Source organism: Micromonospora sp. NPDC005206 (assembly GCF_040608175.1).
In the GTDB taxonomy this organism is placed as follows: Bacteria; Actinomycetota; Actinomycetes; order Mycobacteriales; family Micromonosporaceae; genus Micromonospora.
Window position 1 is genome coordinate 281720 of sequence record NZ_JBEXHU010000006.1, and the last position, 12036, is coordinate 293755.

Genomic DNA, 12036 nt, shown 5'->3' on the forward strand with positions numbered 1-12036 from the left:
TCCGTCGATGCGCCGGCGGACCGCGGGCCGTGCCGCGGCTCCCGAGGGCGCTCAGCCCGTCGCGCTACGTCACCGGCTGCGTTCACCGCGGGGGCTATCGGCCGAAAGGGCACCGGCCTCGGCATGTTTGGCTACCCGCGAGTCACCTCCGAGCGGTTAGCCTGCTTGGATTCCGGCGACCACCGGAACACACCCCCACCACCCCCATGGGAGTTGATCCATGTTCGAGGATCAGGCCGCGCAGGTCACGACGGCCGACGTCTGCATCGTCGGTGGCTGCGGTCGGGTGGGTCTGCCGCTGGGCATCGCCTTCGCCGCCCGCGGCCTCTCCGTGGTTCTGTACGACATCAACGCCGAAGCGGTGGCCACGGTGAACTCGGCGCAGCTCCCGTTCGCCGAGCCCGGTGCGGCGGAGCCGCTGGCGGAGGCGGTCGCCGCCGGGCGACTGCGGGCGACGACCGATCCGGCCAGCGTGGGCGGCTCCGAGCACCTGGTGGTGGTCGTCGGCACGCCGGTGGACGAGCACCTCAACCCGGACCTCGGCGCGGTGCCCCGGGCCTTGGAGCGGTGCGCCGAGCACCTGCGCGACGGGCAACTCGTGGTGCTCCGCAGCACCGTCTACCCGGGAGTGACGGCGCTGACCGAGAAGCTGCTGGTCGGCAAGGGCATCCGGGCCGACGTGGCGTTCTGTCCGGAGCGGATCGCCGAGGGCCGGGCGATGACCGAGCTGTTCGCGCTGCCGCAGATCGTGGCGGCCCGGACGCCGGCGGCGCTGGCCCGGGCCGAGAAGCTCTTCCGGCACCTGACCGAGGAGATCGTGCCGCTGGAGCCGGAGGAGGCGGAGCTGGCGAAGCTGTTCACCAACACCTGGCGCTACATCAAGTTCGCCACCGCCAACCAGTTCTGGATGATGGCCAACGACTTCGGGCTCGACTTCGCCCGGATCCGGCACGCCGTGGCGTACGACTACCCGCGCGCGGCGGACCTGCCGATGCCGGGCTTCGCCGCCGGGCCGTGCCTGTTCAAGGACACCATGCAGCTGGCCGCGTTCAACCGCAACAACTTCGTCCTCGGCCACTCGGCCATGCTGATCAACGAGGGGCTGCCGCTTTACCTGGTGTCCCGGTTGGAGGACCGGTTCGACCTGTCTGAGATGACCGTCGGGATCCTCGGCATGGCGTTCAAGGGTGGTAGCGACGACCCGCGGGAGAGCCTGGCGTACAAGCTGCGCAAGATTCTGGCGTTGAAGACCCGGGAGACGCTCTGCACCGACCCGTACGTGGTCGACGAGCGCTTCGTCGACCTGGACGAGGTGCTGCGCCGGGCCGACCTGCTGGTCATCGCCGCCCCGCACGAGCAGTACGCGCGGCTGGAGACCGACACCCCACTGATCGACATGTGGGGGCTGACCGGGCAGGGAGTGCGGGTATGACGCCGCGGGTGTCGGTCATCGTCCCGGTCTACAACGAGGGCGAGGCGATCGTCCGCTGCCTTGAGCGGATGCTGCGGGAGATGCTGCTCCCGGCCGAGGTGCTCATCGTGCACGACATGCCGGAGGACACGACAGTTCCGTACGCCGAGCAGATCGCCCGGCAGGATCCCCGGGTCCGGGCCGTGCTCAACACCTACGGTCGGGGGCCGGCGAACGCGATCCGGTTCGGCGTCGACGCGGCCCAGGCTCCCGTCGTGGTGGTCACCATGGCCGACGGCTGCGACGACCCGCGCCAGATCGACGAGCTGGCCCGGCTGGTGGACCGGGGCGTGGTGGTGGCCGCCGCCTCCCGGTACATGCCGGGCGGGCAGCAGGTGGGCGGGCCGCGGCTGAAGCGGATGATGTCCCGGTGGGCCGGGCGCAGCCTCTACACCTTCGCCCGGGTCGGCACCCGCGACGCCACCAACAGCTTCAAGGCGTACGACACGGCCTTCGTCCGCGAGGTGGGCATCGAGTCCCGGACCGGGTTCGAAATCGGCCTGGAGTTGACCGCCAAGGCCACCCGGCTGCGGCTGCCGGTGGCCGAGATCCCGACCATCTGGCTGGACCGGCCGCTGGGCGAGTCCCACTTCGACCTGGGCCGGTTCCTCCCCGGGTATCTGCGGTGGTACTTCTTCGCCTACGGTCGGCGGCTGGGCCGGGCGAAGCCCGTCGCGGGCACCGTCACGGCGGACGTACCGGCCCCGCGCGACCCGCAGGACAACAGCACCGAGTACGAGAAAACCGCTTAGGAGCGCACGTGGCGAAGGTCCTGGTAACTGGTTCGGCCGGATTCATCGGTGGCTACCTCGTGGAGGAGCTGTTGGACCGGGGCCACGAGGTGGTGGGGGTGGACAACTTCTCCAAGTACGGCCCCGTGACGCACAGCTACGACGATCATCCCGGCTACCGCTTCGTCGAGGGTGACGCCCGCGACGTCGACCTGCTCACCGATCTGCTGGACGGTTGCGACCACCTGGTGGCCGGGGCGGCGATGATCGGCGGCATCTCCTACTTCCACGCGTACGCCTACGACCTGCTGGCCACCAATGAGCGGATCATGGCGGCGACCTGCGACGCGGCGATCCGGGCGCACCGGGAGGGGCAGTTGGCGAAGGTCACCTACCTCTCCTCGTCGATGGTCTACGAGTCGACCGAGCAGTGGCCGAGCCGGGAGGGCGACGAGCGGCGCGTCCCACCGCCGCTGTCGTCGTACGGGTTCCAGAAGCTGGCCGTGGAGTACTACGCCCGCGCCGCCTGGGAGCAGTACCAGGTGCCGTACACGATTGTCCGGCCGTTCAACTGTGTGGGCGTTGGCGAGGGGCGGGCGCTCGGCCAGGCCGAGGTGCTTTCGGGCAACGTCAAGCTGGCCATGTCGCACGTCGTTCCGGACCTGGTGCAGAAGATCGTCAAGGGGCAGGACCCGCTGCACATCCTGGGCGAGGGCAACCAGGTGCGGCACTACACGTACGGCGGCGACCTGGCTCGGGGGATCGCCACCGCGATCGAGCATCCGGCCGCCCGGAACGAGGACTTCAACCTCTCCACCGCGGAGTCGACCAGCGTGCTGGAGCTGGCCGAGCTGATCTGGCACAAGATCAAGGGGCCGGACGTGCCGTTCCGGTACGTCAGCGACGAGCCGTTCCGCTACGACGTGCAGAAGCGGGTGCCGGACGTCACCAAGTCCCGTGAGGTGCTCGGGTTCACCGCGACCACGTCGCTGGACGTGATGCTCGACGAGGTCGTTCCCTGGGTGACCCGTGCGGTCGCGGAGGGTCGCCTCTGACCGTCGTCCCGTTCCGTTCCATTTCCGCCCGTCCGGCCCGGTCTCGCCCCCGCGACCCGGGCCGGACGTGTGTCCGGCGACATGCATCCCATTCCCATGCAATGGACTGCATGAACTTGCAGTGCCGCGATCATGGCTGCTAACCTTCGTTGCATAGTCATGCGGAGGTGAGTATGGGAATCCGAGTCGCGGTCGCCGGAGCGAGCGGCTACGCCGGGGGCGAGCTGCTGCGCCTGGTCACCGGGCACCCGGAGTTCGACCTGGTCGCCGCCACCGCGCACCGCCAGGCCGGGCACCGCGTCGACGTGGTGCACCCGCAGCTCACCGGGCTCGACCTGGTGCTCGGCGAGACCGACCCGACGACGCTCATCGACGCGGACCTGGTCTTCCTGGCGCTGCCGCACGGCGAGTCGGCGGTGCTGGCCGCCCAGATCCCGCCGCACGTGCGGATCGTCGACCTGGGGGCGGACCACCGGCTCGCCGACGCGTACCACTGGGCCCAGTACTACGGCGGCCCGTACGCCGGCCAGTGGACCTACGGCCTGCCCGAGCTGCCCGGCCAGCGGGAGCTGATCGCCGCCTCCACCCGCGTGGCGAACACCGGCTGTTACGCCGCCGCGATCACCCTGGCGCTCGCGCCGCTGATCGCGGCCGGTGCGGCCAACCCCGCCGACGTCGTGGTGGTCGCCGCGTCCGGCACCTCGGGCGCCGGACGGGCGGCCAAGCCGCACCTGCTGGCCAGCGAGGTGATGGGGGACCTGTCGCCGTACCGGGTCGGCACCCACCAGCACGTGCCGGAGATCAAGCAGGCGTCCGGGGCGACCGGTCTGTCGCTCACCCCGGTCCTGGCGCCGATGCCACGCGGCATCCTGGCCACGGTCACCGCGGCGCCGACGCACGGCGTCGACCCGCAGCACGTGCTGGCGCAGGCGTACGCGGACGCGCCGTTCGTGCACGTGCTGCCAGAGGGCAGGTGGCCGCACACCGCGGCCACGCTGGGCTCGAACTCCTGCCACCTGCAGGCAACCGTCGACGTGGACTCCGGCCGCCTGATCGTGCTCAGCGCGCTGGACAACCTCGGCAAGGGCGCCGCCGGTCAGGCCGTCCAGAACGCCAACCTGATGTTCGGCCTGCCGGAGACCACCGGCCTGTCGGTCTGGGGGGTCACCCCGTGAGCGCGAGGAGTGCAGCGCAGCGAAGCCCCGCAGTCGCGAACGAAAGGCCAGCACCGTGAGCGTCACCACCCCACGGGGGTTCCGGGCCGCCGGCGTGGCCGCCGGCCTCAAGGCCAGCGGTGGCACCGACATCGCGCTGGTGGTCAACGACGGCCCGGACGCCGGCGTCGCCGGTGTCTTCACCACCAACCGGATCAAGGCCGCGCCGGTGCTCTGGACCCAGCAGGTCGTGCACGGCGGCGTGGTCCGCGCGGTCGTGCTCAACTCCGGTGGCGCCAACGCCTGCACCGGCCCGGCCGGCTTCCAGGACACCCACGCCACCGCCGAGCACACCGCCGCCGCGCTGACCTCGGTCAGCCCGCGGCTGATACTCGGCGCGGGGGAGGTGGCGGTCTGCTCCACGGGGCTGATCGGTGAGCGACTCCCGATGCCGAAGCTGCTGCCCGGCGTCCGCTCGGCGATCCGGGGGTTGTCCCGCGACGGCGGCACCGCCGCCGCCGAGGCCATCATGACCACGGACACCCGATCGAAGACCACGGTGGCCCGGGGCAGCGGCTGGACGGTCGGCGGAATGGCCAAGGGCGCCGGGATGCTCGCGCCGGGGATGGCCACCATGCTCTGCGTCCTGACCACCGACGCGGTGGCCGGGCCAGCGATGCTGGACGAGGTGCTGCGCGCGGCCACCCGGGTCAGCTTCGACCGGGTCGACTCCGACGGCTGCATGTCGACCAACGACACGGTGCTCCTGCTGTCCAGCGGCGCGAGCGGCATCGAGCCGACGCCGGCCGAGCTGGCCGCCGCGGTCACCGCGGCCTGCCACGACCTGGCCCAGCAGCTGGTCGCCGACGCCGAGGGCGCCACCAAGCAGATCGCCATCGACGTGGTCGGCGCCGCCGACGAGGACGACGCGGTCGAGGTGGGCCGCACGGTGGCCCGCAACAACCTGGTCAAGACCGCGCTGTTCGGCAACGACCCGAACTGGGGGCGGATCCTCGCCGCGGTCGGCACCACCACCGCCGCGTTCGAGCCGGACGGGGTGGACGTGGCCGTCAACGGGGTGTGGGTGTGCCGGGGCGGCGGCGCCGCCGAGGACCGCTCGAAGGTCGACCTGACCGGGCGGGACGTGACCATCCGGATCGACCTGCACGCCGGCACGTCGGCCGCGACGATCTGGACCAACGACCTGTCCCACGCGTACGTGCACGAGAACTCGGCGTACTCCACATGAGCCTGAGCACCGACCTCACCCGCGCCCAGGTCAAGGCGGAGACGCTGATCGAGGCGCTGCCCTGGCTGGCACGCTTCTCCGGCTCCACGGTGGTGGTCAAGTACGGCGGCAACGCCATGACCGACCCCGAGTTGCAGCGGGCGTTCGCCGCCGACATGGTCTTCCTGCGGTACGCCGGTCTCAAGCCGGTGGTGGTGCACGGCGGCGGCCCGCAGATCTCCGCCATGCTGGGCCGGCTCGGCATCGCCAGCGAGTTCCGTGGCGGCCTGCGGGTGACCACCGCCGAGGCGATGGACGTGGTCCGGATGGTGCTGGTCGGGCAGGTGGGCCGGGAACTGGTCGGGCTGATCAACTCACACGGGCCCTTCGCCGTCGGCCTCTCCGGCGAGGATGCCCGGCTGTTCACCGCGGTGCGCCGCCCGGCGTACGTGGACGGGCTGCCGGTCGACGTCGGCCAGGTCGGCGACGTCGAGTCGGTGGACGTGTCGGCGGTGACCGACCTGATCACGGCCGGCCGGATCCCGGTGATCTCCACGGTCGCGCCGGACGCCGACGGGGTGCTGCACAACCTCAACGCGGACACCGCCGCCGCCGCGCTGGCCGTCGCGTTGCAGGCCCGCAAGCTGGTCGTCCTCACCGACGTGGCCGGCCTGTACGCCGACTGGCCGGACACCACCAGCCTGGTCTCCGAGATCGCCGCGGACGACCTCGCCACGCTGCTGCCCAGCCTCGAGTCGGGAATGGTGCCGAAGATGGAGGCCTGCCTGCGGGCGGTGCGCGGGGGAGTCCCCGCCGCGCACGTCGTCGACGGTCGGGTGGCGCACTCCACGTTGCTCGAGGTGTTCACCTCGGAAGGGTTCGGAACGATGGTCGTGAGCGCGAGGAGTGAGCTTGCGAGCCCCGCAGTCGCGAACAAGGAAGGCTCGGTTCCGTCATGAGTACGCTCGTACAGCGTTGGTCGCAGTCCATGATGGACAACTACGGCACGCCGCCGATGGCGCTGGTTTCCGGCGCCGGCGCCGTCGTGGTCGACGACGCCGGCCGGGAGTACCTCGACCTGGTGGGCGGGATCGCGGTGAACGCCCTCGGCCACGCCCACCCGGCCGTGGTGGCCGCCGTCTCGAAGCAGGTCGCCACCCTCGGGCACGTCTCCAACCTCTACGTGGCCGAGCCGCCGGTCGCGCTGGCCGAGCTGCTGCTGGCGCTCGCCGGCCGGCCCGGCCGGGTCTTCTTCGCCAACTCCGGCGCGGAGGCGAACGAGGCGGCGTTCAAGCTCTCCCGGCGCACCGGCCGCAGCCACGTGGTGGCCACGCGGGGCGGGTTCCACGGCCGGACCATGGGGGCTCTCGCGCTGACCGGCCAGCCAGCCAAGGCCGACCCGTTCCGGCCGCTGCCCGGTGAGGTGACCCACGTCGACTACGGCGACGTCGCCGCCCTCGAGGCCGCGGTCACCGACGCGACCGCCATGGTGATCCTGGAGCCGATCCAGGGTGAGAACGGCGTGGTCGTACCGCCGGCCGGTTACCTCGCCGCCGCGCGGCGGATCACCGCACGACACGGGGCACTGCTGGTGCTCGACGAGGTGCAGACCGGCATCGGCCGTACCGGGCACTGGTTCGCCCATCAGGCCGAGGGCGTGGAGCCGGACGTGGTCACCCTGGCCAAGGGGCTGGGCGGCGGGCTGCCCCTCGGCGCCACGCTGGCGTTCGGCCGGGCCGCCGATCTGCTCACCCCCGGCTCGCACGGCACCACCTTCGGCGGCAACCCAGTCAGCTGCGCCGCCGCGCTCGCCGTGGTGGCGACCATCGCCAACGAGGGGTTGCTCGATCACGTGAAGAGGGTCGGCGAGCGGCTGCGCAGCGGGATCGAGACACTGGGTCACCCGCTGGTGGCCGGTGTGCGCGGCGCCGGCCTGCTGCTCGGTGTGGCGCTCACCGCGCCGGTGGCGAAGGTGCTCAGCGAGGCGCTGCGCGAGGCCGGCTTCCTGGTCAACCCGGTGCAGCCGGGCGTGGTCCGGCTGGCCCCGCCGCTGATCCTCACGACCGCCCAGGCGGACGCCTTCCTCGCCGCGCTACCCGCCGCCCTGGCCGCGGCGGCTCCGGCAGCCGCCGGCAGCGCAGATCTTGGAGCGAAAGCGCCCCTGCAGGGGTCGGCATCTTCCAAGATCTCGACGCCGACCACGACCACGACGGGGACGACCGCATGAGCCGGCATTTTCTGCGCGACGACGATCTCTCGCCCGCCGAGCAGTCCACCGTGCTCGACCTGGCGGCGCGGATGAAAGCGGACCGGTTCGGCCATCGGCCGCTGTCCGGGCCGCGCTCGGTGGCGGTGCTCTTCGACAAGCAGAGCCTGCGCACCCGGATCTCGTTCGACGTCGGGATCGCCGAGTTGGGCGGGCACCCGCTCGTGGTGGACACCCAGGTCACCCACTTCGGCCGGGGCGAGTCGCTGGCCGACGCCGGGCGGGTGCTGTCCCGTTACGTCGCGGCCATCGTGCTGCGCACCCACGGCGACGACCGGATCGCCGAGGTGGCGGCGGGCGCGAGCGTGCCGGTGATCAACGCGCTCACCGACGGTTTCCACCCCTGCCAGCTGCTGGCCGACCTGCTCACCGTGCGCGAGCGGTGCGGCGGCACGGCCGGCCGCACCCTGACCTACGTGGGGGACGGCGCGAACAACATGGCGCAGTCGTACCTGCTGGCCGGGGCGACCGCCGGGATGCACGTGCGGGTCGCCGGGCCGGCCGGCTTCGCACCGGATCCGACCGTGGTGAGCCGGGCGGCGGAGATCGCCGCCGGCACCGGCGGGTCGGTGCGGGTGCTGACCGATCCGGCCCGGGCGGTACGCGACGCCGACGTGGTGGCCACCGACGCCTGGACCTCGATGGGGCAGGAGGACGACGGGCTGGACCGGATCACCCCGTTCCTGCCCTACCAGGTCAACAAGGAGCTGCTCGGCCAGGCCGCGCCGGAAGCGATCGTGCTGCACTGCCTGCCCGCGCACCGCGGCGAGGAGATCACCGACGAGGTGCTCGACGGTCCGCAGAGCGCGGTCTTCGATCAGGCGGAGAACCGGCTGCACGCCCAGAAGGCGCTGCTGGCGTTCCTGGTGGGCGCCGGGGCCGCGACGATCGGGGAGCCCCGGTGACCGCCCCGCTGACCCGCGCCGCGCGGCACGCCCGAATCGTGGAGCTGATCCGTGACAAGGCCGTCCGCTCGCAGACCGAGCTGGCCGACCTGCTCGCCGCCGACGGCGTCGGAGTCACCCAGGCCACCCTCTCCCGGGATCTGGAGGAGCTGGGCGCGGTCAAGGTGCGCGGCGGCGACGGGCCGGCGGTCTACCTGATCCCCGAGGACGGCCACCGGCCGCTGCGCGACGCCGAGGCGGCCCCCGCCCGGCTGGTGCGGCTGCTGCGCGAGCTGCTCAACGGGGTCGACTCCAGCGGCAACATCGCCGTGCTGCGTACCCCGCCGGGCGCAGCCCAGTACCTGGCCAGCGCGTTGGACCGAGCGGGCCTGCCCGAGATCGTCGGCACCATCGCCGGCGACGACACCATCCTCGTCGTGGCCCGCGAGGCCGTCGGCGGGGCCGCACTCGGCGAGAAGCTCGCCGGCTGGGCCCGCAGGGAAGACAACGTTGAAGGGAGCACGACACCATGACCGAGCGGGTCGTCCTGGCATACTCCGGAGGTCTCGACACCTCCGTCGCCATTCCTTACCTGGCCGAGCAGACCGGCGCCGAGGTGATCGCGGTGGCGGTCGACGTCGGGCAGGGCGGTGAGGACCTCGACGCCATCCGGCAGCGTGCGCTGGACTGCGGCGCCGCCGAGTCGGAGGTGGTCGACGCGCGCGACGAGTTCGCCGCCGACTACTGCCTGCCGGCCATCCGGGCGAACGCCCTCTACATGGACCGCTACCCGCTGGTATCGGCGCTGTCCCGGCCGCTGATCGTCAAGCACCTGGTGGCCGCGGCGCGCAAGCACGGCGGGACGATCGTCTCGCACGGCTGCACCGGCAAGGGCAACGACCAGGTCCGGTTCGAGGTCGGCCTGAACGCGCTCGCGCCCGACCTGAAGATCATTGCGCCGGCCCGGGATTTCGCCTGGACCCGGGACAAGGCGATCGCGTTCGCCGAGGAGAAGGGGCTGCCGATCGACGTGTCGGCCAAGTCTCCGTACTCCATCGACCAGAACCTGTGGGGCCGCGCGGTGGAGACCGGCTTCCTGGAGGACATCTGGAACGCGCCGATCGAGGACCTCTACTCGTACACCTCCGACCCGGCGCAGGACCGCGACGCCGACGAGGTCGTGATCACCTTCGACGGCGGCGTGCCGGTCGCCATCGACGGTGAGACGGTCACCCCGTACCAGGCGATCCTGGAGCTGAACCGGCGCGCCGGCGCGCAGGGTGTGGGCCGGCTCGACATGGTCGAGGACCGGCTGGTCGGCATCAAGAGCCGCGAGGTGTACGAGGCTCCCGGCGCGATCGCGCTGATCACCGCCCACCAGGAGCTGGAGGCGGTCAGCGTGGAGCGGGACCTGGCCCGGTTCAAGCGGGGCGTCGACCAGCGCTGGGGTGAGCTGGTCTACGACGGCCTGTGGTTCTCGCCGCTGAAGGACTCGCTGGACGCCTTCATCGACGACGCGCAGCGGCACGTCAGCGGCGAGGTGCGGATGACCCTGCACGGCGGTCGGGCCACCGTCACCGGTCGGCGCTCCGAGGCGAGCCTCTACGACTTCGGGATGGCCACCTACGACACCGGCGACACCTTCGACCAGTCCCTGGCGAAGGGTTTCGTGCAGCTGTGGGGCCTGCCGAGCCGGATGGCCGCCGCGCGGAACGCCCGGCTGGGCGACTCCGGCCAGTGAGCCCCACAATGGGCGGCGTGGACGACAAGAGCCTGACCGAGAACAGCGCCGCCACCAACCGGACGAGCCTGTGGGGTGGCCGGTTCGCCGGCGGTCCCGCCGAGGCGCTCGCCCGGCTGTCGGTGAGCGTGCAGTTCGACTGGCGCCTGGCCCCGTACGACATCGCCGGTTCCCGGGCGCACGCGCGGGTCCTGGCGGGCGCCGGCCTGCTCGACCCCGAAGAGCTGGGCCGGATCCTGGCGGCCCTGGACGACCTGGAGGCGGCCTGCGCGTCCGGGTCGTTCCGGCCCACCGTTGACGACGAAGACGTGCACACCGCGCTGGAGCGCGGGCTCCTGGAGCGGCTGGGCAGCCTCGGGGGCAAGCTGCGCGCCGGCCGGTCCCGCAACGACCAGGTCGCCACGGACCTGCGGCTCTACCTGCGCGACCACGCCCGGGGTGTGGCCAGCCGGCTGGTGGAGCTGGCCGAGGCGCTGGTCGAGCAGGCCGAGCGGCACGTCGACACCGCCGCGCCCGGCATGACCCACCTTCAGCACGCCCAGCCGGTCACCTTCGGGCACTGGCTGCTCGCCCACGTACAGCCGCTGCTGCGCGACCTGGAGCGGCTGCGCGACTGGGACCACCGCGCGGCGATCAGTCCGCTCGGCGCCGGCGCGCTGGCCGGCTCCGGGCTGCCGCTGGACCCGGTGGCGGTGGCGAAGGAGCTCGGCTTCCGCACGTCGTTCGCCAACTCGATGGACGCCGTCGCCGACCGGGACTTCGTCGCCGAGTTCCTCTTCACCACCGCCATGATCGGGGTGCACCTGTCCCGGCTCGGCGAGGAGGTGGTGCTCTGGACCTCGCACGAGTTCGGCTGGGTGGAGTTGGACGACGCGTTCGCGACCGGTTCGTCGATCATGCCGCAGAAGAAGAACGCGGACATCGCCGAGCTGGCCCGGGGCAAGTCCGGTCGGCTGGTCGGCGGGCTGATGACCGTGCTGACCATGCTCAAGGGTCTGCCGATGACCTACGACCGGGACATGCAGGAGGACAAGGAGCCGGCCTTCGACGCGGTCGACACGCTGGAACTGCTGCTCCCGGCCCTGGCGGGAATGATCTCCACGATGACGGTCCACGTGGACCGTCTGGTGGCCGCCGCGCCGGTCGGCTTCTCGCTGGCCACCGAGGTGGCCGACTGGCTCGTCCGCAAGGGCGTGCCGTTCCGTGACGCGCACGAGATCACCGGACGTCTGGTGGCGCTCTGCGCTGTCCGGGACTGCGAGCTGGAGGAGGTCTCCGACGCCGATCTGGCCGCGGTCAGCGACCACCTCGACCCGTCGGTGCGCGACGTGCTCTCGGTCCGTTCGGCCCTCGCGGCCCGGACCACCCCCGGCTCGACCGGCCCCGGGCCGGTCGCCGACCAGCTCGCCGCCGCCGCGGACCGGCTGGTCGGCTGGCGGGAGTGGGCCACCGAGCGGGTCGTCCCGCGCTGATCTCGCCGTGGCGCCGGAGCTGCCCGCTTCCGGC

Annotated in this window: 11 protein-coding genes; all 11 read left to right on the top strand. The window is 72.2% G+C overall.

Features of this window, described 5'->3' with window-relative positions; genetic code table 11:
* Positions 1-220: 220 nt before the first annotated feature.
* Positions 221-1432 carry a nucleotide sugar dehydrogenase gene (locus ABZU69_RS11405; RefSeq protein WP_354964263.1) on the top strand — a complete coding sequence of 404 codons (1212 nt, stop codon included), beginning with the start codon at positions 221-223 and terminating at the stop codon, positions 1430-1432.
* Complete coding sequence (locus ABZU69_RS11410; RefSeq protein WP_354964264.1) at positions 1429-2223, top strand: glycosyltransferase family 2 protein; 795 nt, start codon at positions 1429-1431, stop codon at positions 2221-2223. Before ABZU69_RS11405 ends, ABZU69_RS11410 begins: the two co-directional genes overlap by 4 nt.
* A gap of 8 nt (positions 2224-2231) precedes the next feature.
* Positions 2232-3257, top strand: coding sequence for an NAD(P)-dependent oxidoreductase (locus ABZU69_RS11415; protein WP_354964265.1), 1026 nt, complete (start codon positions 2232-2234; stop codon positions 3255-3257).
* A 173-nt stretch (positions 3258-3430) separates the two neighbouring features.
* Entirely contained in the window at positions 3431-4432 is a 1002-nt protein-coding gene (gene argC / locus ABZU69_RS11420; protein WP_354964266.1) for an N-acetyl-gamma-glutamyl-phosphate reductase, read from the top strand.
* 55 nt (positions 4433-4487) lie between these two features.
* Positions 4488-5660: a bifunctional glutamate N-acetyltransferase/amino-acid acetyltransferase ArgJ gene (gene argJ / locus ABZU69_RS11425; RefSeq protein ID WP_354964267.1), complete on the top strand. Its 1173-nt coding sequence runs from the start codon at positions 4488-4490 to the stop codon at positions 5658-5660.
* Positions 5657-6598 (top strand): acetylglutamate kinase, encoded by a 942-nt coding sequence (gene argB, locus ABZU69_RS11430; protein WP_354964268.1) that lies wholly within the window; start codon positions 5657-5659, stop codon positions 6596-6598. The genes argJ and argB overlap by 4 nt, the downstream gene beginning before the upstream one ends.
* Complete coding sequence (locus tag ABZU69_RS11435) at positions 6595-7866, top strand: acetylornithine transaminase (RefSeq protein WP_354964269.1); 1272 nt, start codon at positions 6595-6597, stop codon at positions 7864-7866. Before argB ends, ABZU69_RS11435 begins: the two co-directional genes overlap by 4 nt.
* The gene (gene argF / locus ABZU69_RS11440) at positions 7863-8810 is read left to right on the top strand and encodes an ornithine carbamoyltransferase (protein WP_354964270.1); all 948 of its coding nucleotides are present in this window, start codon (positions 7863-7865) and stop codon (positions 8808-8810) included. The genes ABZU69_RS11435 and argF overlap by 4 nt, the downstream gene beginning before the upstream one ends.
* Positions 8807-9322 carry an arginine repressor gene (locus tag ABZU69_RS11445; protein WP_074318603.1) on the top strand — a complete coding sequence of 172 codons (516 nt, stop codon included), beginning with the start codon at positions 8807-8809 and terminating at the stop codon, positions 9320-9322. Before argF ends, ABZU69_RS11445 begins: the two co-directional genes overlap by 4 nt.
* Positions 9319-10530 (top strand): argininosuccinate synthase, encoded by a 1212-nt coding sequence (locus ABZU69_RS11450; protein ID WP_354964271.1) that lies wholly within the window; start codon positions 9319-9321, stop codon positions 10528-10530. The genes ABZU69_RS11445 and ABZU69_RS11450 overlap by 4 nt, the downstream gene beginning before the upstream one ends.
* Before the next feature lie 8 nt (positions 10531-10538).
* On the top strand, positions 10539-12002 hold the full coding sequence (gene argH / locus ABZU69_RS11455; protein ID WP_354964272.1) for an argininosuccinate lyase: 1464 nt from the start codon (positions 10539-10541) through the stop codon (positions 12000-12002).
* The last annotated feature ends 34 nt before the right edge of the window (positions 12003-12036 follow it).

What these genes read in the sequence shown, in the direction of transcription:
- ABZU69_RS11405 (WP_354964263.1), top strand. Translation starts at nt 221, where the DNA reads ATGTTCGAGGATCAGGCCGCGCAGGTCACGACGGCCGACGTCTGCATC.
- ABZU69_RS11410 (WP_354964264.1), top strand. Translation starts at nt 1,429, where the DNA reads ATGACGCCGCGGGTGTCGGTCATCGTCCCGGTCTACAACGAGGGCGAG.
- argC (WP_354964266.1), top strand. Translation starts at nt 3,431, where the DNA reads ATGGGAATCCGAGTCGCGGTCGCCGGAGCGAGCGGCTACGCCGGGGGC.
- argB (WP_354964268.1), top strand. Translation starts at nt 5,657, where the DNA reads ATGAGCCTGAGCACCGACCTCACCCGCGCCCAGGTCAAGGCGGAGACG.
- ABZU69_RS11435 (WP_354964269.1), top strand. Translation starts at nt 6,595, where the DNA reads ATGAGTACGCTCGTACAGCGTTGGTCGCAGTCCATGATGGACAACTAC.
- argF (WP_354964270.1), top strand. Translation starts at nt 7,863, where the DNA reads ATGAGCCGGCATTTTCTGCGCGACGACGATCTCTCGCCCGCCGAGCAG.
- ABZU69_RS11450 (WP_354964271.1), top strand. Translation starts at nt 9,319, where the DNA reads ATGACCGAGCGGGTCGTCCTGGCATACTCCGGAGGTCTCGACACCTCC.
- argH (WP_354964272.1), top strand. Translation starts at nt 10,539, where the DNA reads ATGGGCGGCGTGGACGACAAGAGCCTGACCGAGAACAGCGCCGCCACC.